At 61.6% G+C, this 20,516-nt stretch carries 20 protein-coding genes and 1 tRNA gene; 13 read left to right on the forward strand and 8 right to left on the reverse strand.

What is annotated here, in order from left to right:
- Positions 1-139: 139 nt before the first annotated feature.
- Positions 140-526 carry a hypothetical protein gene (locus tag AC1D2G_RS03500; RefSeq protein ID WP_477224970.1) on the reverse strand — a complete coding sequence of 129 codons (387 nt, stop codon included), beginning with the start codon at positions 524-526 and terminating at the stop codon, positions 140-142.
- A 178-nt stretch (positions 527-704) separates the two neighbouring features.
- On the opposite strand from AC1D2G_RS03500, the gene AC1D2G_RS03505 reads away from it, so the two are divergent.
- Both AC1D2G_RS03505 and AC1D2G_RS03510 read left to right on the forward strand, forming a co-directional pair.
- Positions 705-2,156 (forward strand): LuxR C-terminal-related transcriptional regulator, encoded by a 1,452-nt coding sequence (locus AC1D2G_RS03505; protein ID WP_477412052.1) that lies wholly within the window; start codon positions 705-707, stop codon positions 2,154-2,156.
- A gap of 649 nt (positions 2,157-2,805) precedes the next feature.
- Complete coding sequence (locus tag AC1D2G_RS03510; protein ID WP_477412054.1) at positions 2,806-3,363, forward strand: dihydrofolate reductase family protein; 558 nt, start codon at positions 2,806-2,808, stop codon at positions 3,361-3,363.
- A 263-nt stretch (positions 3,364-3,626) separates the two neighbouring features.
- Here AC1D2G_RS03510 and AC1D2G_RS03515 read toward each other — a convergent pair whose 3' ends face one another.
- The gene (locus tag AC1D2G_RS03515; RefSeq protein ID WP_477412055.1) at positions 3,627-4,589 is read right to left on the reverse strand and encodes a cupin domain-containing protein; all 963 of its coding nucleotides are present in this window, start codon (positions 4,587-4,589) and stop codon (positions 3,627-3,629) included.
- Positions 4,590-4,798: 209 nt separating this feature from the next.
- On the opposite strand from AC1D2G_RS03515, the gene AC1D2G_RS03520 reads away from it, so the two are divergent.
- The 4 genes from AC1D2G_RS03520 (at position 4,799) to AC1D2G_RS03535 (ending at position 8,851) form a co-directional block, all read left to right on the forward strand.
- Positions 4,799-5,569 carry an alpha/beta hydrolase gene (locus tag AC1D2G_RS03520; protein WP_095083571.1) on the forward strand — a complete coding sequence of 257 codons (771 nt, stop codon included), beginning with the start codon at positions 4,799-4,801 and terminating at the stop codon, positions 5,567-5,569.
- 143 nt (positions 5,570-5,712) lie between these two features.
- Positions 5,713-6,573, forward strand: a complete 861-nt coding sequence (locus AC1D2G_RS03525) for an alpha/beta fold hydrolase (RefSeq protein ID WP_477412058.1) — start codon at positions 5,713-5,715, stop codon at positions 6,571-6,573.
- Positions 6,574-6,641: 68 nt separating this feature from the next.
- Positions 6,642-7,136 (forward strand): DUF302 domain-containing protein, encoded by a 495-nt coding sequence (locus AC1D2G_RS03530; protein ID WP_477412060.1) that lies wholly within the window; start codon positions 6,642-6,644, stop codon positions 7,134-7,136.
- A gap of 467 nt (positions 7,137-7,603) precedes the next feature.
- Complete coding sequence (locus tag AC1D2G_RS03535; RefSeq protein ID WP_477412062.1) at positions 7,604-8,851, forward strand: flavin-containing monooxygenase; 1,248 nt, start codon at positions 7,604-7,606, stop codon at positions 8,849-8,851.
- 149 nt (positions 8,852-9,000) lie between these two features.
- On the opposite strand, the gene AC1D2G_RS03540 is transcribed toward AC1D2G_RS03535, so the two are convergent.
- Both AC1D2G_RS03540 and AC1D2G_RS03545 read right to left on the reverse strand, forming a co-directional pair.
- Positions 9,001-9,077: transfer RNA gene (locus AC1D2G_RS03540), tRNA-Arg, on the reverse strand.
- A gap of 278 nt (positions 9,078-9,355) precedes the next feature.
- On the reverse strand, positions 9,356-10,846 hold the full coding sequence (locus AC1D2G_RS03545) for an ATP-binding protein (protein WP_477412064.1): 1,491 nt from the start codon (positions 10,844-10,846) through the stop codon (positions 9,356-9,358).
- A gap of 278 nt (positions 10,847-11,124) precedes the next feature.
- On the opposite strand from AC1D2G_RS03545, the gene rpmH reads away from it, so the two are divergent.
- From rpmH to AC1D2G_RS03565, 4 genes are all read left to right on the forward strand, one after another.
- Positions 11,125-11,259: a 50S ribosomal protein L34 gene (gene rpmH / locus AC1D2G_RS03550; RefSeq protein ID WP_008833937.1), complete on the forward strand. Its 135-nt coding sequence runs from the start codon at positions 11,125-11,127 to the stop codon at positions 11,257-11,259.
- Between the two features lie 16 nt (positions 11,260-11,275).
- Positions 11,276-11,629, forward strand: coding sequence for a ribonuclease P protein component (gene rnpA, locus AC1D2G_RS03555; RefSeq protein ID WP_111545239.1), 354 nt, complete (start codon positions 11,276-11,278; stop codon positions 11,627-11,629).
- Between the two features lie 14 nt (positions 11,630-11,643).
- Positions 11,644-13,458: a membrane protein insertase YidC gene (yidC, locus tag AC1D2G_RS03560; RefSeq protein ID WP_477412066.1), complete on the forward strand. Its 1,815-nt coding sequence runs from the start codon at positions 11,644-11,646 to the stop codon at positions 13,456-13,458.
- Between the two features lie 169 nt (positions 13,459-13,627).
- A complete protein-coding gene (locus tag AC1D2G_RS03565; RefSeq protein WP_477412068.1) occupies positions 13,628-14,188 on the forward strand; it encodes a fasciclin domain-containing protein in 561 nt (186 codons plus the stop codon).
- Positions 14,189-14,372: 184 nt separating this feature from the next.
- Here AC1D2G_RS03565 and AC1D2G_RS03570 read toward each other — a convergent pair whose 3' ends face one another.
- From AC1D2G_RS03570 to AC1D2G_RS03580, 3 genes are read right to left on the reverse strand one after another with little or no spacing between them, the layout of a single operon-like run.
- Positions 14,373-15,920, reverse strand: coding sequence for a DHA2 family efflux MFS transporter permease subunit (locus AC1D2G_RS03570; RefSeq protein ID WP_477412070.1), 1,548 nt, complete (start codon positions 15,918-15,920; stop codon positions 14,373-14,375).
- Positions 15,917-17,206: an HlyD family secretion protein gene (locus AC1D2G_RS03575; protein WP_477412072.1), complete on the reverse strand. Its 1,290-nt coding sequence runs from the start codon at positions 17,204-17,206 to the stop codon at positions 15,917-15,919. The genes AC1D2G_RS03570 and AC1D2G_RS03575 overlap by 4 nt, the downstream gene beginning before the upstream one ends.
- On the reverse strand, positions 17,199-17,663 hold the full coding sequence (locus tag AC1D2G_RS03580; RefSeq protein ID WP_477302761.1) for a MarR family winged helix-turn-helix transcriptional regulator: 465 nt from the start codon (positions 17,661-17,663) through the stop codon (positions 17,199-17,201). Before AC1D2G_RS03580 ends, AC1D2G_RS03575 begins: the two co-directional genes overlap by 8 nt.
- A gap of 174 nt (positions 17,664-17,837) precedes the next feature.
- Here AC1D2G_RS03580 and AC1D2G_RS03585 point away from each other — a divergent pair, with 174 nt between their 5' ends.
- The 3 genes from AC1D2G_RS03585 (at position 17,838) to yihA (ending at position 19,572) form a co-directional block, all read left to right on the forward strand.
- Complete coding sequence (locus tag AC1D2G_RS03585) at positions 17,838-18,152, forward strand: hypothetical protein (RefSeq protein ID WP_095084342.1); 315 nt, start codon at positions 17,838-17,840, stop codon at positions 18,150-18,152.
- 125 nt (positions 18,153-18,277) lie between these two features.
- On the forward strand, positions 18,278-18,916 hold the full coding sequence (locus tag AC1D2G_RS03590; RefSeq protein WP_477412074.1) for a CatB-related O-acetyltransferase: 639 nt from the start codon (positions 18,278-18,280) through the stop codon (positions 18,914-18,916).
- A complete protein-coding gene (gene yihA, locus AC1D2G_RS03595; protein WP_095083510.1) occupies positions 18,913-19,572 on the forward strand; it encodes a ribosome biogenesis GTP-binding protein YihA/YsxC in 660 nt (219 codons plus the stop codon). The genes AC1D2G_RS03590 and yihA overlap by 4 nt, the downstream gene beginning before the upstream one ends.
- A gap of 115 nt (positions 19,573-19,687) precedes the next feature.
- On the opposite strand, the gene AC1D2G_RS03600 is transcribed toward yihA, so the two are convergent.
- On the reverse strand, positions 19,688-20,422 hold the full coding sequence (locus AC1D2G_RS03600) for a TetR/AcrR family transcriptional regulator (RefSeq protein WP_477393149.1): 735 nt from the start codon (positions 20,420-20,422) through the stop codon (positions 19,688-19,690).
- Positions 20,423-20,516: the final 94 nt, after the last annotated feature.

The raw sequence follows: 20,516 nt of genomic DNA on the forward strand, positions 1-20,516 counted from the left end.
TCCAGACATTCGTCGGATCCTAGACCGAACATCTAGCTTGGAACTCAAGGAGTACCGCCGAGCCGAAACGACCAGACTAGGAAGCTATTTGACCACAATGCTTGCCTGATTCCTGCCCCAGTTGCCCGCTCCAGAACGGTCACTCGTCGAGCCAGTATTGGCGGGGACAGCCGAACTGGCGCGAAGTGACAGATTGGCGCTTGGCGACAAATGCCAGTGCGAAGAGACTCCGGGGCGAGCTGTTCGCTTTCACACCAGGCAGGATCGTGTAACCCTGATCGACCAGTTGCAATTTCAGCTCGCTGAGATGCCGTTTGAAGCCGTTCTCGATTTGGCTCCGAGGGTAGCGCCATCCGTTCCTGCACGCTCGGATCAGAATGTCGGAATACAATTCGGCACTAACGGCTCTCACAGCATCTTCGGAAATCAGCTTGCCGCCAGATTGCGTGCCTTCGGACAAGCACGGTCCAACCGACAGAGGCAGCACCAGCATTGCGGCAAAGATAGATGACTTTGTCATGGACACCTCCTGCTTCCTGAATGGATCGGGTTTCTGCGACCCGACCAAACCCCGTCGACAGGAAAGCCTAGAATTGGTGGCGGTCGGATGGCATCGTGCAAATGCAGTGTTTTCGAGATCGCATCTGTAGTATTTTGCCGTGCCGGGTCGGCCACAACTCGTAGCGGATCGGAGACTTGAAGCGATGCTTCGCGCCGTGAGCAATCCTCTGACCAGTCTGTCGGACCGGGAGCGGGTGGTCGCTGCAAAATTCGCCGAGGGGATGACCTACCGTGAAATCGGCGAGACGCTCTTCATAGCGCCGACTACCGTTCGGACCCATCTGTCGGCCATATATCGGAAACTCGATATTCGCAGCAAAGTTGCGCTTGCAATCTTGCTTGCCGACCAACGCGAGCAAGACACGGGCCATGCATCATCCGGTGGCCTTTCGGTAGAGGCCTCTGGGCCAACAGTCGTTGCGGTTCTCCCTTTCGACAATCTGAGCGCGGACGAGCGATGGAACCGCTTGGCCGATGGCTTGTCGGCGGACATCATGGTCGACCTCGCTCGCTACCCCGACCTTGCGGTCATCGCCCGCCAGACCATGCTCTCGTACAAGGGACGGCGCGATGACGTGCTATCCATCGGGCGGGAACTGAATGCGGATTATCTACTTGAGGGGACCTTGCAGGCGGCAGCGCAGCAGCTGCGGATCTGCGTCCAACTCGTCGACGCGCGCACTGGAGTCGATTTGTGGACGGCCCGCTATGATCGATCAGCTGAAGACCTGTTTGCGATGCAGGACATGGTCACCGAAAACGTCGTCAACGTCCTTGCTAGCTGTTGCGGCAAGCTCGCAAAACTTCGACGCGATGTTGTCCGCCGAAAACACCCCGCCAGCCTACGTGCCTATGACTACTATCTGCTCGGCGTCGAGCAGCACAATTTGTACACGCACGCTTCGAATACGGAAGCGGTGCGGCTTCTGACGCGTGCCATCGAGCTCGACCCTGGACTTGCCAGAGCCTGGACAGTACTGGGGCTGGCGCATGCCGTCGCCGCCATCAATGCGTTTACCAACGACCCTTCCGCCGCAAAGGAGCAATGGAAACTGTGCCTCGAACGAGCTTTGGCGCTCGACGCGGGTGATACCCATGCACGCATATGTCTAGCCGAGCTTCGAGCCTTGCAGGGCGATCTCGATGCGACAGCAAGAGAACATGATCTTGCCTTGGCGGCCGCCCCGCACGATGCCGATACCCTCGCCTTGCTTGCCGGAGGAAAGGCATTCGTGACAGGCGACCCGCGGGAAGGATATGAACTGGCGAAGCGTGCGATCCGTCTCAATCCGTATGTTTCCTGGTACTATAGCATGCTTGGCCGATCGAGCTTCGTTGTAGGTCTCCACAGGGAGTGCCTGACCGCGTTCAGCCAAGCACCGCCGGACTCGCCTGCAACGCTGCTGTTCCAGGCCATGGCGCACGCCATGCTCGGCGAAACACCTCAGGCAATAAAGATTGCCAACCGGTTGGCGAGAGAATTTCCAAACACTTCGGCCGAAGGGTTTATCGGCTCCTATCCAGTCACCAATCCTCCCGCTATTGCCGCGATCCGGGAGGGTGCCCGCCGCGCGGGGCTGGCAAGCTTCAATTGAGATACCATTGCGGAGACCTCGCCGAGACCAGGCGAATCCTAGCCACAATGTTTATTGCGTATGGTGCCGTAGAGGCTGTCGGCTACGCGCAGGCGCAAAATCTGCTCACAATCATCGCACCAGTCTCCGGTCAGACTGCCGATGGGACGCTCTCCTTTTCCGGGAAGGCTTTCGTCAACAGCATTACACGGCGCGGAACTATTAGCGGACAGACCAATACCGGGGTCGAATGCCGAGGGACGGCTATCGTCAATCTTACGTTCTCGCATGGAGAAGGGACGATCGTTTGCGGGCAACTCTCATCCCGGTTCGTGTTCTCGCTGACCAGCAGACAACCCGTAGCTGCACAGGAGCGGGAACCCTTTCCGACGGGCGCAAGGTGATGTTGAGAATAGGACAATGACCACAAATCGACCGCCCTTTTGTCAAGAAGTGGCGAGCTGAAACATTGATGCAAGTGGGCTGACTATTACTCTTGCCAAGGCCGACGGATCCCGAGCCGATCGATGACGTCGCACGGGGAAACGGAAGCCCCCGAGCCCGGTTGTAGCGGATCATGGGTGGGCAACGCTTTCTCACGGCGGAAGTTGAACATCAACCACGAGCAATAGCCCTACGTTTTTTCGAGCGGATGGCTTAGGCTCGTCGCATGGGACTATTGACCTTCAGCATAAACGTCACCCTGGACGGCTGCGTCGATCATGAGGAGGGAATCGCTGACGACGAGACGCACGCGTTCTTCACCCGCCTTATGGACGAGGGCGGGGCGATGCTGTGGGGCCGCATCACCTACGAGATGATGGAGAGCTACTGGCCGGCGGTGGCTCGCGGCGACGTGCAGGCGCCGCCGGCGTTACGCGAGTGGGCGGTCAAGCTGGACGCCAAACCGAAGTACGTGGTGTCGTCGACGCGAACGGACTTCCCGTGGGCCAACAGCCACCATATCGCCGACGACCTGCGAACAGGCGTACAGAGGCTCAAGGACGCGACTCCGGTCGGCGTGCTCCTCGGTAGCGGCAAACTCGCGACCGAGCTGGACCGGCTGGATCTGATCGACGAATATCAGGTCCTCGTCCATCCCAGGATCGCTGGCCACGGCCCGACCCTGTACCAGGGCGGGCTGCCCAGTGCGCGACGGCTCGAACTGGTCTCGGCGAAGGCGCTCCGCAACGGCGCGGTCGCTATGCACTATCGGCGCGAGCGCTGACTCCGAGCAGCCTCAACGCGCCTAGCTCGGGGGTTTGCGCGTCGCAGGAGCGCCGCCGATTAACAGTCGGCTTTGGTAGCCTGGCGGCCCTGGATGAGACCAGATGCACCCAAGCGCCGGGCCGTCTGTAGCGGAGACCTCGGCTGGCTGCCCGTACTGGCGGGGTGACGATTCTGCGCGCCATTTGTGAACAAACTGGACACTCCTGCCGGAGCCGCCCGGCCGCCCATCGCCAGACCTTCCAGTAGCCAGCTTGGTCGAGGTCAATCGGCGACTTCTGCTTCCAGGACGTCCCCTTGCCTTCGGCCACCGTCAGACCGGCGAGCTGCTCGATAACGGCCAGGCGATAGGCCATGATGTCGATGGAACAGCTTCGAAAACGCGGCCGGGGTCTCGTAGCCGACACGGGTCGCAATCCTTGCAATCCCCTCGTCGCTTGTTTCGAGCAGAAACGCAGCCTCCGACATCCGGCGTGCGATCAGATAACGGTACATGGACTGGCCGACGAGGTTGGTGAAGCGAGCTGAAAACGCCGAGCGACCGAGCCCCACGCGCTGCCCTAGGTCGCCAAGGGTCCAGGGTTGATCCGGTCGTTCGTGAATCAACTGAAGCGCCGGTCCTATGTGCGGGTCCGCCATCGCCCCCAGCCACCCGCCTTCTCCGGAATCGAGAGACTTGATCCAGCTTCGCAACACCTCAACGAAGAGCACTTCTGTCAGTCGTGACAGTGCGACGTCTTGGCCGGGACGCGCAAGCGCCGACTCGCTCACCATGCGTTGCAGAATCGCCTCGAGCCATCCGCCGTCTTCCGTCGGCTTCAGGAGAAGCAGGGGCGGAAGCAATTCCAACACGCTGCCGCGCGAGGGCCGCTCCACAGTGAAATTGCCACAGATCATCGTCGAGAGTGGCTGCGCGTTGCCTCCATGACGAACGACGCCAAGACGTCCGGGCAGTCGACCGAGATCCGGAATCGGTAATGGCGTCGTCCGGCGATCCGAATAAATCAGGTGAGGCTCGCCGCGTGTGACGACGACAAAGTCGCCCGCAGTCATCTGGAGTTCTCGTCCCTGATCGAGCGCGAGGGTAGCTGAGCCGCGACTGAGATAATGAAACAGGGCGTAGGGGCGCGCTGGCAATGCCAGATTCCATGGATGGCCGAGCTCGAAGTGGAAGAGCAGAGTCCCACCGAGGCGAATGCGATCGAGCACTTGGGCGAGGATGTCCATCCTCCCGATATTAATACGACGGACGGTCGGACACAATATTCGGACGATTGATGGCTAACGTCCGAATGCTCCACGTACTAACTGATCTCAAGTCGAGCCAGCAGGTCGCGCGGCAAACCATTACGCAAACGGCAGATGGGAGAACCGCGACTTTTGCCGACACGCCTGCCCCGGACCCGCGTCGTCCGTCATCTCAACAGGAGCAATCAATGCGAAATCTTCTACTCTCAGTCGCCACCGTCCTCATGGCCGGAGCAACACTTGCCGCCCCCGCCCAATCAGCTCAACTGCCCAAGGGCGCGGCTCACAATATCGTGCTCGTCCATGGCGCTTTCGTCGACCAGACGAGCTGGAAGCCGGTTGCCGATATCCTGACGAAGAAGGGCTACAACGTAACGCTCGTCGAAAACCCGCTCACCTCCCTCGCAGCGGACGTCGATGCCACCAAACAGGCGCTCGCGAAACAGAACGGGAAGACCGTTCTCGTTGGACACTCTTGGGGCGGTGTGGTCATCACCCAAGCAGGCGACGATCCAAACGTCTCGGCGCTCGTCTACGTCTCCGCATTCGCGCCCGACGTGGGGGAATCTCTGGCGAGCTTATCCAAGAGCGGTCCGGCAACCGAAGGCGCCGCGGCGATCCATCCCGACGAACAGGGCAACCTCTACATCGATCCCAAAGTGTTTCCTTCGGCAGTCGCGGCTGACCTTCCTCCGGAGATCGCCGAATCCTTGGCAAACCATCAGCTCCCGTTGAACCACACGGCGTTCGAGGCTCCCGTCGATAAGGCAGCTTGGCGCGACAAGCCGACGTTCTATGTGATCAGCACGAAGGACAAGGTCATCGCACCCGAGGTCCAGAAGATGTTCGCCGACAGGATGAAGGCCCAGACGACGGAGGTCGCCGGCAGCCACGCCTCTCTCGTCGTCCACGCGAAGGAAGTCGCCGCCGTGATTGAAAAGGCCGCACTCGTGAAGTGACGATACCGCTCCCGGCACTTTCGTGCCGGGAGCACGGGTGCTCGGCGGACTACGGAATGCCTTGGACCGCGAGCGGCTCAGACCTAGCCAAAACCGCACCAGCTACTCCCACTCGATTATTTGCCAAGCATCCGGAGGATGACATGACTGAGTTCGACACCGCGAGCCAGGACGCCGCCACGCTAGAAACGGCGCCCACCCGTTACATCGAAGGCAGCGGAATCCGCTTCGCCTATCGCCGCCTCGGCCCATCGACCGGAACGGCGCTGGTTCTCCTGCAGCATTTCTCGGGCAACATCGACGCGTGGGACCCCGCCGTCGTGAATGTCCTGGCCGCCGATCGACCGGTGATCGTTTTCGACAACGCCGGGGTCGGCCGCTCGACAGGCCAAACGCCCGACAATATCGCGGCGATGGCCCGAGACGCGGTCGCTTTTATCAAACTGCTCGGCCTCTCCGAAGTCGACCTTCTGGGCTTTTCCCTCGGCGGTTGCGTCGCCCAGCAGATCGCTGCCGAGCACGGACGGCTGGTCCGCAAGCTAATCCTCGTCGGCACCGCTCCGAAAGGCGGAGAGGAACACCTGTTGACGGTTCTCCAGGACGCTTTTTCCCAAACCGAGGCGCCGGACCTCCGCCTGCCGCTATTCTTCACGAAGTCGTCCGCCAGCCAGTCGGCCGGCCTGGCGTTCCTGAAGCGGGCGAAGGTGCGAAGGGAAGATCGGGACACCGATAACGGCGGCGCGGTGACGGATCCGCAGGCCAAGGCGCTTATTACTTGGTGCGCCACACCTGATCCCGAGCACGCCATTCTGCGCGCCATCCGCCAGCCCGCCCTTGTGGTCAGCGGCAGCCACGACACCATGCTGCCGGCGGACAACGCCTACGCAATGTTCAAGGCTCTAAGCAACGCCCAGCTGGTCCTCTATCCCGATTCCGGCCACGGCGCGCTGTTTCAATACCACGAATTGTTCGTCAGCCACGTCCGGAGCTTCCTGGAAGCGTAATCGGCGGTTGCATAATCCCGGCGCGATCGGTCGCGCCTTTGTTCTTGAGAGCTGTAGCGGAGAAAGAAATGACAATCGCAAAGGTCGAGGTTGAGCGTTTCAGCCTGGCGTGTTCCAAACCCTTCGACGCCGTTGTGGCCGCGCTCAAGTCAGCGGTCGGGCAACCTGACATGGTCGATTTTTTCAAGGCGACGAGGGCTGCAAATTCCTTCTCGGATTTGGAGCGCGTTGTGCAAAACGGCCAAGGCCGCATCGGTCTCATGCTCTTCGCGGAATTCGACTTGGGCGCCATTCTGCGCCGCGAAACTGGACGCGACACTCCTAAGAGCATGCGGTTTCTGGTGGGCAATCCACTCATTATGAAAGAAATGGTCAAGCACGTTCCCGATGCTGGATCCTACGCCCCAGTCACAGTCCTTGTTGATCAACGTCCCGATGGCGTGCATGTCTCATATGACAAAATGGAGAGTTATCTGCTCTCCTATGGTAATTTGGAGGCTCTTGCTGTCGCCCGCGATCTTGATACGAAAATCACAAGCTTGTTACGCGAATGCGCAAGCTGAACTCTCCTGGTGACGCTTCAGACGGATGGAAGTAGTCCGTCCCGAACGGCGGATGGGAACCATGGCGGCGACGGCGTTTAGGAAAGCGGTCGCCGAAGCGATGGTGGCTCGGCATCCTTCCGGGTCGTGTGGAGCGGCTCGGTACAGTATCGCTTCGAGAGACCGTGATAGTCCCGCGAGCGAGCGCGTTCCGTCTCGGCGGCACCACTTGCGTCACGACGCGACCTGCGCTTTTCCCTAGGGAACTCGCGAGCTCGATCGAACTCACCCTCAGCTCTGCGCCAATGGCGGACGTTCGGTTGACAGACGTTCTCATAGGCGCGGATTACACGAGACGCGACATCTTAGGCATCGCCTCGCCAAGTGTTGCCGTGTTCGATCTTGTCGCGTGAGAGCAAGCAGCACTAGAAAGCAGGCCATTTGCTAATCTAACAAAGTACAATAGGGTGACAATCAGAGGGGGCCTAATGACGAGCGGAACGGACATTCTTGATGCCGCCGTCATCGGTGCCGGTTGGGCGGGTCTGGGCGTCAGTCATGCGCTGACGCAGCGCGGCTTGCGTCATAGAGTGTTGGAGCGAGGTCGCATCGGTGAGACCTGGCGGACCCAGCGCTGGGACTCCTTTCGGGTAAACACACCTAACAGCCAAACGGTCATGCCCGGGGATACCTATGTCGGCCCCGATCCCAACGGTGCAATGACAAGCGGTGAGTTTGTTACGCTGTTGGAGGACTATGCAGTCCGGTATGGCCTCCCGGTTGAAACCGGCACGCCGGTGACGGAACTTGTTGCGAGCGGCGGCCTGTATCGGCTGGCCCTTCCGCACGGCCCCTTGTGGGCGAGGACTGTGGTGATCGCAAGCAGCAACCAGAATTGCCCGGCGCGCCCGCCTTTTTCTGCGTTGCTGCCGCCGGAAGTCCAACAGATTGATGCATCGGCCTACCGCAACGCATCTCGTCTCGACAGCGGAGCCGTGTTGGTGGTCGGTAGCGCCCAGTCGGGCGGCCAAATAGCCGAGGACTTGGTCCAGGCGGGGCGAACTGTATTTCTTGCAACGAGCCGGGTCGGCCGACTGCCTCGAATGTACCGAGGCAGTCACATCAGCGTCTGGATGGTTCTTAGCGGACTGATAGATGTGACGCGCAGCGAAATACTTCAGCAGGGCCCCATCCCTGGAAGGCCGCTGACAGGTGCGCTCCATACGATCAGCCTGCAGTCCCTCAGTGCGCAAGGCGTTATCTTGCTGGGTCGCCTCACCGGCGTCGACAACGGCCGCCTCTCGTTCAGCGACGATGCAGAGGAGCATGTTCGCTATGCAGACGAGGGCTCCGCCAGAATTCGAAGCCATATCGACGAGTACATCACGCGCAACGGGATCGACGCCCCAAGGGCCGAGCCGGACCCGGCGGAGGTGATTGGCGCGCTTCTGCCGAATCCACCCGTCCGATCAATTGACCTCGCCGCGCGGGGGATCACAACGGTGATCTGGTGCACCGGGTTCAGAGGGGATTTCGGGTGGGTGCGCGTTCCCAATGTGCTCGATGCGCAAGGGCAACCATTGCACGAGGGCGTGTTCGCGGGCGCCCCTGGCGTGTATTTTGCCGGCCTGCCTTTCGCGATCTCGCGACGGTCGGGCACAATATTGGCAATCGCGGAAGAAGCAGCCCTGTTGGTCGAGGACATCCAGAGTCGTTTAGCAGACACCTGCCTCTGATGTCCCGATTCAGTGTGTGGACTCTGAGCGATCATCCGGCAGGCGGCTTCCTCCCTCTCGCGAGGACCAAACCACGAAGGTGATTGGCCGCTGAGGGTCGATCGCGGACCCCGAGTGCCCAGTGTTGCTCTGGGGTGGTGGTGATGTAATGGCGCGCCCGAAGAGATTCGAACTCCTGACCCCCAGATTCGTAGTCTGGTGCTCTATCCAGCTGAGCTACGGGCGCGCAACAGGCCATGCTTTCCATGACCCCGCTAGCCGATCGTGAACGACCGGCCGCGACGAGACGTGTTCCCTAGCGACTGAATTTCCGAAAAGCAAGCCGATCCGGCAAAAGTTTTGTCGCAAGTATGTCATCCGGCGACGGCGGTCAGGATTCCGCCATGTTCAAAAGGGCCCGAAGCCGAGCTAAAAAGCGATTCCTGGAGGGAATAGCGCCGACCCAGAGGAAATAGGCACCGGGCCTGCAGAGGAAGAGCATCGGGCGAAACAGCGCCCGAACCATCACGCCGGGCGGCGCAGGCCGTTGCGGGCCTGGTCGAGCCGGACCGGTTGGTCGGGAATGGTGACCGCGAATGTGGTGCGCCCGCCAATGCTTTCCACCAGCTCCACCGTGCCGCCATGCGCCCGGATCAGTTCGTGCGCGATCGCCAGGCCAAGGCCGGTGCCGCCGCTGCGGGCCGAGCCGCGAAAGGCCGCGAACAGGTTTTCCCGCGCCTTGGGTGGTAATCCGGGGCCGGTGTCGGTGACGACGATGCGGCTGACGCTGCCCAGGCGCACGGCCGATACCGCCAGGCGCCGGACCAGCGCGCTTTCATTGTCCGCGGCCATGGCCTGCACGGAATTGCGGCACAGATTGGTGAGCACGCGGAACAACTGTTCGGAATCGGCATCCACCTCGAAGGCCGGCTCGATCGCATTGACGAACTCGATGCCCTGCTCGATGTCGAGCAGGCCGTGCACGTCCTCGACCAGCTGGCGCAGCCTGAGCCTGCGGCGCGAAGGCGGCGGCTCCTGGGTGCGGCCATAGTGAAGCACGCCTTCGGAGTAGGAGACGGCGCGGTCGAGCGCGCGCAGCAGTTTCGGCGCGAAGGCCTGCACGGTCGGGTCCTTGACCTGGCGCAGGCGGTCCGACATCAGCTGCGCCGAGGCCAGGATGTTGCGCATGTCATGGTTGATCTTCGACACGGCCAGGCCGAGGTCGGCAAGGTGCTTCTGCTCCGAGAGCATCTTTTGCAGCCGCTCCTGCATCTGCGACAGCTCGCGCTCGGCGACGCCGATCTCGTCGGCGCGGGCGGCGGGATGGATGATGCGTCCGGGATCGTCCGGCGCTTCGGAGAAGGACAGCATCGAACGCGTCATCGTCCGGATCGGCCCGATCATGATCAGGTCGATCGCGGCATAGACCAGCATTGCGGTGAACAGCGAGATCAGCAGCGAGACGAAGGCGACGTTGCGCGAATATCGCAGCATGGCGTTGCGCAGACTGTTGTCCGGCATGATCAGCTCGAACTCCTTGTCGCTGTCGCCGACCGGGCCGAAGACGCGCAGCATCCTGTGGCCGCCGAAAAACAGCGTGTCGAGCGCGCCGGTCATGCCTTTGATCATGCCGATCGAGGCGATATCGATGTGTTCGTCGACCTGCGGCGGCATCTCGGCCACCACCAGCAGCCGCGACACGCCGCCGTCACGCACCGCGATCGCCTTGGCGCCGATCGCCATCAGCACGTCGTTCTGGGCCGCACGCGACAGCGAGGTGGATTCACCTTGCACCAGCACGATCGACACCGCCGCCGCCGTGCTCAGCCGCTCCTTCAGCCAGTTCAGCCGGTAGCTGGCGATCCACGGCAGGAAGATCAGCACTTCGGCCAGAAGCACGAAAACGATGGTGAGCAGCAGCAGCTTGGTCGACAGGCCGCGCGACAGCGGCACGGTGCGCCCGGCGGTTGGCGCCGCCGTGTCGATCCGTTCCTCCGCCTGTATGGTTTCGTTCATGCGGCTATGTCTTCACGATCACTTGATCAACGCAGATTAGGCGATTACGGCTTTTTTACCAATTTCATCCTTGGCCGGAAACAAAAACCGGCCTTGACGACGACCGGCTTCGGCCTGGCGACTCCGGATTGACTTCCAAAACCCTTCTTTCTATAAGCCCGCTCACGCTCGGGCCATTCGTCCCGGCGCGGTTTCGATCGCGCCAAAACCGGCCCGGCAAAGCTCCTGTTACACAGTGACAGAATCAAGAAGGGCCGCACCCCGCGGTATTAAAACAAATGAAGCGTACCTACCAACCGTCTAAACTCGTCCGCAAACGTCGGCACGGCTTTCGTGCCCGCATGGCCACCAAGGGTGGTCGCGGCGTCGTCGCAGCTCGCCGCAACCGCGGTCGCAAGCGGCTCAGCGCCTGAACGGAAGACGAGATCGTTGCCCGCATCCGGCAAGCCAGTGGGACCAAATCCCAAGCGGCTTCTGAAGCGCGCCGAATTCCTGGCCGTCCGTCGTGGTGAAAAGCGACGCGGGCGGCTTTTTCTCGTTGAAGTTCTCGACCGCGGCGACGGCCTGTCGCCGCGCGTCGGCTATACCGTCACCAAGAAGGTCGGCAATGCGGTTGTCCGCAATCGCGTCCGGCGACGGCTGCGAGAAGCGGTCCGTACGCATGCCGCAAGTGACATGGCGCCTGGCAATGACTATGTCATCGTCGGGCGCGAAGACGTGCTGACCATTCCGTTCGGCCAGTTGAAGGCCGAACTCTCCCGCCGATTGCGCGGAACACGATAGGCCAAGGGCTTTCGATGGAAAACAACCGGAACTTCTTCATCACCATCGCGCTGTCGGTGCTGATCCTGGCGGTATGGCAGTATTTTTATGTCTTGCCGCGCAGCGAGCAGCAGCGCGAGGCGGCCCGCATCGAACAGCAGCGCGTCGAAGAGCAGAAGAAGGCCGCCGACGCCGCCAATCCCGGCGCCGGTACCGCAACGCCCGCCGCACCTGGCGCCATTCCGAACGCACCCGGCACCGACGCCGTGACGCCTGCCGGCCGCGAACAGGCTCTGGAGACCACCAAGCGCGCCAAGATCGACACACCGAGCCTGGAGGGCTCGATCAACCTCACCGGTGCCCGCCTCGACGATCTCAAGCTCAAGCACTACACCGAGACGGTCGACAAGAATTCGCCCGAGATCAGCCTGCTCAACCCGGCGGCACTGCCCAACGGCTATTATGCCGAGATCGGCTTTGTCGGTAACGACAAGACCGGCACGGTGCCCGGTCCCGAGACGGTCTGGACCGTCGACGGCAATGCGACGCTGACCCCGACGACGCCGGTCACGCTGACCTATTCGAACGACAAAGGCCTGACCTTCAAGCGCACCTTTTCCGTCGACACAAACTACATGTTCACGGTTTCCGATACGATCCAGAATTCGGGCGCGGCCGCCGTCTCGCTGTCCAATTACGGTCGTGTCACCCGGTTCGACAAGCCGGCCGTTGCCAGCACCTATGTGCTGCATGAGGGCCTGATCGGCTTCACCGGCACGGAAGGCCTGCAGGAGCACAAATACGCGTCCATCGAAAAGGACAAGCAGGCGATGCCTGGCAAGTCCACCGACGGCTGGCTCGGCATCACCGATAAATACTGGGCGGTGACGCTGGTGCCGACCGAGAAGCAGCCGTTCCAGCCGCGCTACGCCTATTTTGAGGACGGTCGCCATCGCTACCAGTCCGACTTCCTGACCGACCCGATCACCGTCGATGCCGGTCAGTCGACGACGGTGGAGAGCGAAATCTTCGCCGGCGCCAAGGAAGTCGGCAAGATCAACGCCTATGCCGAAGACCGCCACATCAAGCGCTTCGACCTCTTGATCGATTGGGGCTGGTTCCACTTCATCACCAAGCCGATGTTCTGGCTGATCGACACGCTCTACAAATTCTTCGGCAATTTCGGCCTGGCGATCCTCGCCACCACCGTCATCGTCAAGGCCATCTTCTTCCCGCTCGCCAACAAGTCCTACGCGTCGATGGCGAACATGAAGAAGGTACAGCCCAAGATGCTCGAGATCCGCGAGAAATACGCGGACGACAAGATGAAGCAGCAGCAGGCGATGATGGAGCTGTACAAGACCGAGAAGATCAATCCGCTGGCCGGCTGCTGGCCGGTGGCGCTGCAGATCCCGGTCTTCTTCTCGCTCTACAAGGTGCTCTACATCACCATCGAGATGCGCCACGCGCCGTTCTTCGGCTGGATCCAGGATCTGGCGGCACCCGATCCGACATCGATCTTCAATCTGTTCGGCCTCGTCCCTGTCACTTTGCCGCACATGCTGATGATCGGCGTCTGGCCGCTGATCATGGGCGTCACCATGTTCCTGCAGATGCGCATGAACCCGACGCCGCCGGACCCGACGCAAGCCGCGATCTTCACCTGGATGCCGGTCATCTTCACCTTCATGATGGCGGGTTTCCCGGCCGGTCTCGTCATCTACTGGGCCTGGAACAACACGCTGTCGATCCTGCAGCAGGGCGTGATCATGAAGCGCCAGGGCGCCAAGATCGAGTTGTGGGACAATCTCGTGGCATTGTTCCGAAAGAAACCATCGCCGGCGGAATAGCAGGCGTCTCCTTCCATCAAAGCCCCGGCTGGTCCGGGGCTTTTTTATTGGCCACAGGTCGGGTCACGTTCCCGTGATCGGCGAAACTGAAAGCGGTCGCGAGGCGTGACTGCGTGTGCATTTCCAAAGGCTATCAATCCCGATCAGCCCTCACCCGGAGGAAGACCACATGCACTTGCCGTCATTCAGGACCATCGCCCTTTCCGCACTCGTCGCCGGCGCGACGATCGTCGCTCCAGCCTATGCCAAGAACCCCAATGTTGGTGGCGCGCCCATGTACACCACCAAGACCATCGTCGAGAACGCCGTCAACTCGAAGGACCACACGACGCTGGTCGCCGCCGTCAAGGCCGCCGGCCTGGTCGACACGCTGCAGGGCGCCGGTCCGTTCACTGTCTTTGCGCCGACCAATGAAGCGTTTGCCGCGCTGCCCAAGGGCACCGTCGACACGCTGCTGAAGCCCGAGAACAAGGACCAGCTCACCAAGGTGCTGACGGCGCATGTCGTGGCCGGCAAAATCTCCGGCAAGGACATGATGGCCAAGGCCAAGGCAATGGGCGGCAAGTATGAGATGAAGACCGTCTCCGGCGATACGCTGACCGCCGAGGTCAAGAAGGGCAAGCTCTACATCATGGATGAGTCCGGCGGCGAGGCCAAGGTGACGATCGCCGACGTCAACCAGTCGAACGGCGTCATCCATGTCGTCAACAAGGTGCTGCTGCCGAAGTAACGGCTTCCGGCGCAGGGATCAAGGCAGGTCCGTTGGGCTTTCTCGGGCCTGCCATCCCCACCTCATGACGAGGTGCCATATTTTCTTGGGAAGCCGTATCGGCATCGGCCGGGGTCCTGTAGTCCCCCACAGGGCCCCGGTTTCTTTTAGCATCGGCATATCCAAAGAGTAGCCCCTCGCGTCGTCACTCCACGACGGCGCTGTGGTCGACCTTGGCCGGCGTCGCCGGCTTGCGCAGCAAAAGAACCAGCGGAACGGCGGCAAGCGAAAGGATCATCATCAGCTTGAAGTCGTTCATGTAGCTGATGATCGTCGCCTGCAGCGTTACCACGCCGTCGAGCGCGGCACGGCCGGCGGCGCTGTAAGGGTTCATCGCCTGGAAGATCGCCGGGTTGCTGAACGCCTGGTTGTAGGGCGTCACATAGGTGGCGATGTTGGCGTGGTTGACCTGGACATTCTGGGTCAAAAGCGCGGTGACCACCGATATGCCGACACTGGAGCCGATGTTTCGCGACAGATTGTACAGTCCGGTGCCTTCCGCGCGCCGCTCCGGCGCCAGCGTGGCAAAGGTGATGGTGGTCAGCGGAACGAACAGGAAGCCGAGCCCCGCACCCTGGATGAAGCCGGTGCTGATGATCGTCCATTGCGAGACATCAGGCGTCCAGCCGGTCATGTCGTACATCGCCCAGGCGGTGATCAGCAGGCCGGTCAAGAGCAGCCAGCGTGTATCCACCTTGCCGACCAGCCTGCCGACCAGGAACATGCACGCCATGGTGCCGAGGCCGCGCGGTCCCATGACGATGCCGGCCGTCACCACCGGATAGCCCATCAGTGTCTGCAGATAGGGCGTCATCAAGGCCAGCGAAGCGAGGTAGGTGATGCCGACGATGAAGATGAAGACCATGCCGACGGCGAAATTCCGGTCGAGGAAGAGCCGTGGGTTCACGAACGAGTTGCGGGCGGTGAAGGTGTGGACGAGGAAGATGTAGAAGGCCGACGCGCAGATCAGCGCCTCGACGATGATCTCGGATGACGAGAACCAGTTGAGCTGCTCGCCGCGATCGAGAAACATCTGCAGCGAAGCGATGGTGAGGCTGAGCATGCCAAAGCCCAGCCAGTCCAGCCTTGCCTTGAGGTCGGTCTTGGTTTCCAGGACGAACATCGACACGCCCGCGAAGGCCAGGGCGCCGATCGGCACATTGATGTAGAACACCCAGCGCCAGCTGACATTTTCGGTCAGCCAGCCGCCGATGACCGGCCCGAGCACCGGCCCGACCATCACCGAAACGCCGAACAGCGCCATGGCCGAGCCGCGCTCTTCAACGCTGTAGATGTCGAGCAGGATGCTCTGCGACAGCGGCACCAGGGCCGCGCCGAACAGGCCCTGCAGCAGGCGGAAGCCGACGATCTGCGGCAGCGACTGCGCGAAGCCGCAAAGCACCGATGCGACGACGAAGCCGGCGATCGAGGTCAGCAGGATGCGCTTGCGGCCGAAACGATTGGCAAGGTAGCCCGAAGGCGGCGTCATCACGGCCGCGGCGACGATATAGGACGTCAGCACCCAGTTGATCTGGTCGGCGCTCGCCGAAACGCTGCCCTGGATGTAGGGAAGCGCCACATTGGCGATGGTCGTGTCCAGCGCCTGCATGATCACGGCCAGGATTACGCAGGCGGTAATGGCGCCGCGATTGGCGACCACCGATGTGCCCCCTGTCGCGGACGCGCTGGTCATGACTTCTGCTCGAACCGGTTGATGAGATCCGTGACGAAGTCCGGCAGGCCGCGAGCATGGCCGGTATCGATGCCGACGACGGCGCTCATCCCGCCGCGCAGCGGCGGTTTGCCCTGGAGATCGTCAATCGTCACGCGCATCGGGATGCGCTGCACGACCTTGACCCAGTTGCCGGTGGTGTTCTGCGCCGGAAGCAGCGAGAAGCTCGACGACGAGGCGGGGCTGATGGAGGCGACCGTGCCGTGCCAGACGCTGCCCGGATAGCTGTCGACGCTGATCGTCGCCGTCTGCCCCGGCCGCACATAGGTCAGTTCGGTTTCCTTCGGCTCCGCCGCGATCCACAGGTCCGTCGCCGAAACCAGGCTGAACGCCGGTTGCGACGCCGGCAGGTACTTGCCGACCTGGAGCGCGTCCACATTGGTGACGATGCCGTCGAACGGCGCCTTGACGATCGCATCGCCGAGGTTGCGCTGGGCGTCGTCCACCGCCGACTGGGCCTGCAGGTAGAAGGGGTTCTTCTCGACCGGCTGGCTGGCGTCGCCACCCAGCTGGGCAAGCATCGCGTGTGCCTGCGCCTTGGCGACGGACACTTTCTGGCGGGCGGCATCGAGGTCGTGCTGGGCGCTGTCGAAAGTGGCCTGCGAAGAGGTAGACGTCTTGAGAAGATCCTGCTGACGCTTGAAAGCGGCCTCATAATAGGGAATGTCGGCCTGCGCCTGCTCGATCTGCGCCAGCGACTGCTGGTAACTTGCCTGCAAGGTCAGCACCTGGTTGCGCACCGTTCCCAGCTGGGCCTGGGCCGCGGCAAGAGCGGTTTCGAAGGAGGCCGGCCTCAGGCGGAAAAGCACGTCGCCCTTCTTCACCGCCTCGTTCTCGTGCACGTCGATCTCGGAGACGGTGCCGGAGACGTCGGTGGAAACGCCGAGCGACTGCGCCTGGATGTAGGCATTGTCCGATGTCATGACCTGGCCGCCGACAACGTAGTAATAGCCGCCGACAGCCAGCGCGACGGGAAGCAGGGCGAAAAGGATCGGCCGTGTCAGGCTGCGCCTGGGCTTGACCGGCGCCGCAGGCGCAACAGCCACCATGGCTTGCGGCTGCGGCTCTTTGGAGGGGGCTTCAAGTGCCACCGGCTCCAGCGCAACCGGCGCTTCCAGCTCGCCATCGGCGATGACTGCGCTGGCACGCCTCTGCTCGCGTTCGCTATCCAGCCGGATGATCTGGTCGCTCTTGCGATCCGATGGTTCGTCCTTGCCGGGCTTTTTGGGTGAGGTCGATTCAGTCATGGTCGTTCTCCCGGTCGACGGCTGGCTGAGCGCAAGCCTCGAGCAGATTGGATTTGATCAGGCATAGGGTTTGCAGCAGATGCAGCTGGGCATCCGCCGAAAGGCCGACGAAGGCCTCGTCGCGCGTCTTCTGGCCGTTGCTGCGCATGATTTCGAGCAGGGGATGGGCTTGCGGCGTCAGGTAAAGCAGCCATGCCCGGCGATCGGCCGGATTTGGCCGGCGTTCGATGAAGCCACGCGCCTCCATCTTGTCGAGCAGCCGGGCGAGCGTGATCGGCATGATCTCGATCAGGTCGGCCAGTTTGTTCTGGTGGATGCCTTCATGCCGGGACAGATAGGCCAGCACCTGCCACTGGGCGCGGGTCAGGCCCGACGCTCGCGACCGCTGCTCGAACCGCTTTCGAAGCAGACGCGCGACATCGTGCAGCACGAAGCTGATGTTGGGTGACGATGGCATGGGAGGGGCTGGTTTTCTGAACGCGACTTTTAGTGAGCATGCTTATTATCATCATGCACATAATCCTGCTGGGCGCGGCGCACAAGACGCACTAAGTCCGGAAAAAATGTCACACGCGCTTGCGGCGCCCCAGAAGGGTCGAGCAACAGGCCGTTGCCGGACAAGGATATGATGATGAATTGGCTCAAGATCGCGACCGTGGCGGCTCTCTTGGGATGGCCCGGCATTGCACTCGCAAGGGAGGCGGTAAGCTGCGGCGGCGCCGCCATGCTGGGTGGGGCGCAATTGAACTGCAGCCACGTCGAACCCCAGGCGCCGCCTCAGTTTTGCACGTTTAGCTGGGCTCTGCACACGTCAGCCGGCGATCAGAAAATCGTCGAAGGCACCTTCATGTTGCCGCCCGGAGCTTCGAACGTCACCGTCTACCAGGGCAGCGGTTTCGACAGTGCGCTGTCCGATCCGATCGTGATCTGCCGCGGCAACAAATGAGCAACGCCACCACGCAAGACTCGCTCCTCAGCCGATTGGTGCTATAGGGCGGATCACGCTATTTTGAACCGGCGCATGCGAACTTCGCCTGTTGCCTGGTGGCCAATCATCCGACGGACATCGACATGGACGGACCCAACCCCGACATCAAGCACCCTATCCCGATGCACACCCGCGTCGGCTTCCTCAAGGGATTGGTGAGCGCGCCGAACATCGAGATCGGCGACTACACCTATTACGACGATCCGGACGGGTCGGACAAATTCGCCGAGAAGTGCGTGCTGCATCATTATCCGTTCATTGGCGACAAGCTCATCATCGGCAGGTTCTGCGCCATCGCCGAGGGCGCGCGCTTCATCATGAACGGCGCCAATCACGCCATGTCAGGCTTTTCCACCTATCCGTTCAATATTTTCGGCCATGGCTGGGAAAAGGGTTTTGACCCGGCGACATGGTCGAAGGAAGTGCGCGGCGACACCGTGCTCGGCAACGACGTCTGGATCGGCATGGAGGCGGTGATCCTGCCCGGCGTGACGATCGGCCATGGCGCCATCATTGCCGCGAAATCGGTGGTGACGCATGACGTGCCGCCCTATGCGATTGTCGCCGGCAACCCGGCCAAATTGGTGAAGACGCGTTTCGACGACCGGACGATCAGGCGGCTGCTGGCGGTGGCGTGGTGGGACTGGCCGGTGGACAAGATCAGCCGCAACCTCGATGCTATCCGGGGTGCCGATATTTCTCTTCTGGAGGCAGCAGCTTGAACGCTCTGAACAACACCGTGATCGGCACCGAACTGTTTACGCGCGGGTGGATCTTCATCCGCGGCGTGCCGGCGATGAAGTTCCTGCCGCCGGAAGGGCCGCCGGAAATCGCCTTTGCCGGCCGCTCGAATGTCGGCAAGTCGTCGCTGATCAACGCGCTGGTCAACCAGAAGGGACTGGCGCGCACCTCCAACACGCCGGGGCGCACGCAGGAGCTCAACTATTTCGTGCCGGATGGATTTTCCGGCGAGGGCGCCGACCTGCCGCCCTTGGCGCTGGTCGACATGCCGGGCTACGGCTACGCCACTGCGCCGAAGGAGAAGGTCGACGAGTGGACCAAGCTGGTCTTCGACTATCTCAAGGGCCGCGTCACGCTGAAGCGGGTCTATGTGCTGATCGACGCCCGCCACGGCATCAAGGCCAAGGACGACGAAGTGCTGTCGCTGCTCGACAAGGCGGCGGTGTCCTACCAGATCGTGCTGACCAAGACCGACAAGATCAAGGCTGCCGGCGTGCCGCGGCTGATCGAGGAGACGCTGGCAAAGATCAAGAAGCGGCCGGCGGCGTTTCCGTTCGTCCTGGCGACGTCGTCGGAAAAGGCCGAGGGCCTCGACGAGTTGCAGGCTGCGATCGTGTTGGCCGCTAATGGTGGCTAGAGCATGATCCCGAAAAGTGGATTCCGGTTTTCGGAAAAGGTCATGCTCAACAGACAAACAATTCCAGGAAAAGTGTGCAACGGTTTTCCGTCCGGAATCGCGCAAAAACAAACAGCTAGGGCTTAGCCTCGATTGCAATCGTCTGGTGGCTTTCTTCCGCGGCGAGGCTTTCGGTGCCGTAGGTCTTCAGGAACATGCCGACGCCGGACCTGACGATGTGGTCGATCTCATCCTGGCCCGGGGCTTTGGTGCGGTAGGCGAAGATGCACTGGCGGAAAAGACCGGCAAGGCACAGTTCGGTGAACTGGTAGGCGGCAAGATCGACATCGTCGATCCGCAGCAGGCCCCGCTCGATGGCGGCATCGAGAAAGGCCGCGACCTTGTCATGGCCGCGTTTGGGACCGCGCTCGTAAAAACGCGCGCCAAGCTCGGGAATCCGGTCGGATGCCCCGATCACCGTGCGCTGCGCCTGGATGACCTTGGCCGACGTGATCTTGAGGGCAAGCACCTTGCCGAACTTCACCAGCGTCTCGCGCAGGTCGTCGGCATTGTCCAGCACGTCATACATGTTCTTGAAGATCGTGCCGCGCTCTTCCTCGATCAGCGCTTCGAACAGTTCTTCCTTGTTGGCGAAGTAGACATAAATGGTGCCTTTGGAGACGCCGGCCTCGCGCGTGATGTCGTTCATCGACGCAGCCTCGAAGCCCTTGTCGATGAACACACGACGGGCGCCCTCGATGATCTGGCTGCGCTTGACAGGATCCTGGCCTGCCGCCGGGCGGCCACGGCGCACATGGTCCAGCAAGTCGCCGCACGGGTCGGTTTCGACGTTAGGCTGAGTCTCAACCATAAAAGTCACACCTCGAAAATAATTCGAACCAATCGGTTCGATTGCACTTGATATGGTCCTGTTTCCGCGCTATGTCAACGGCCGGATCGAACCG

The organism is Mesorhizobium sp. P2_C7, from assembly GCF_056404515.1.

Coding starts and splice junctions, on each gene's coding strand:
- rpmH (WP_008833937.1), top strand. CDS start 11,125: ATGAAGCGTACCTACCAACCGTCTAAACTCGTCCGCAAACGTCGGCAC.
- AC1D2G_RS03535 (WP_477412062.1), top strand. CDS start 7,604: ATGACGAGCGGAACGGACATTCTTGATGCCGCCGTCATCGGTGCCGGT.
- AC1D2G_RS03575 (WP_477412072.1), bottom strand. CDS start 17,206: ATGACTGAATCGACCTCACCCAAAAAGCCCGGCAAGGACGAACCATCG.
- AC1D2G_RS03520 (WP_095083571.1), top strand. CDS start 4,799: ATGCGAAATCTTCTACTCTCAGTCGCCACCGTCCTCATGGCCGGAGCA.
- AC1D2G_RS03600 (WP_477393149.1), bottom strand. CDS start 20,422: ATGGTTGAGACTCAGCCTAACGTCGAAACCGACCCGTGCGGCGACTTG.
- AC1D2G_RS03565 (WP_477412068.1), top strand. CDS start 13,628: ATGCACTTGCCGTCATTCAGGACCATCGCCCTTTCCGCACTCGTCGCC.
- AC1D2G_RS03585 (WP_095084342.1), top strand. CDS start 17,838: ATGAATTGGCTCAAGATCGCGACCGTGGCGGCTCTCTTGGGATGGCCC.
- AC1D2G_RS03525 (WP_477412058.1), top strand. CDS start 5,713: ATGACTGAGTTCGACACCGCGAGCCAGGACGCCGCCACGCTAGAAACG.
- AC1D2G_RS03580 (WP_477302761.1), bottom strand. CDS start 17,663: ATGCCATCGTCACCCAACATCAGCTTCGTGCTGCACGATGTCGCGCGT.
- AC1D2G_RS03530 (WP_477412060.1), top strand. CDS start 6,642: ATGACAATCGCAAAGGTCGAGGTTGAGCGTTTCAGCCTGGCGTGTTCC.
- AC1D2G_RS03570 (WP_477412070.1), bottom strand. CDS start 15,920: ATGACCAGCGCGTCCGCGACAGGGGGCACATCGGTGGTCGCCAATCGC.
- AC1D2G_RS03510 (WP_477412054.1), top strand. CDS start 2,806: ATGGGACTATTGACCTTCAGCATAAACGTCACCCTGGACGGCTGCGTC.
- AC1D2G_RS03545 (WP_477412064.1), bottom strand. CDS start 10,846: ATGAACGAAACCATACAGGCGGAGGAACGGATCGACACGGCGGCGCCA.
- AC1D2G_RS03590 (WP_477412074.1), top strand. CDS start 18,278: ATGGACGGACCCAACCCCGACATCAAGCACCCTATCCCGATGCACACC.
- AC1D2G_RS03505 (WP_477412052.1), top strand. CDS start 705: ATGCTTCGCGCCGTGAGCAATCCTCTGACCAGTCTGTCGGACCGGGAG.
- yidC (WP_477412066.1), top strand. CDS start 11,644: ATGGAAAACAACCGGAACTTCTTCATCACCATCGCGCTGTCGGTGCTG.
- AC1D2G_RS03515 (WP_477412055.1), bottom strand. CDS start 4,589: ATGGACATCCTCGCCCAAGTGCTCGATCGCATTCGCCTCGGTGGGACT.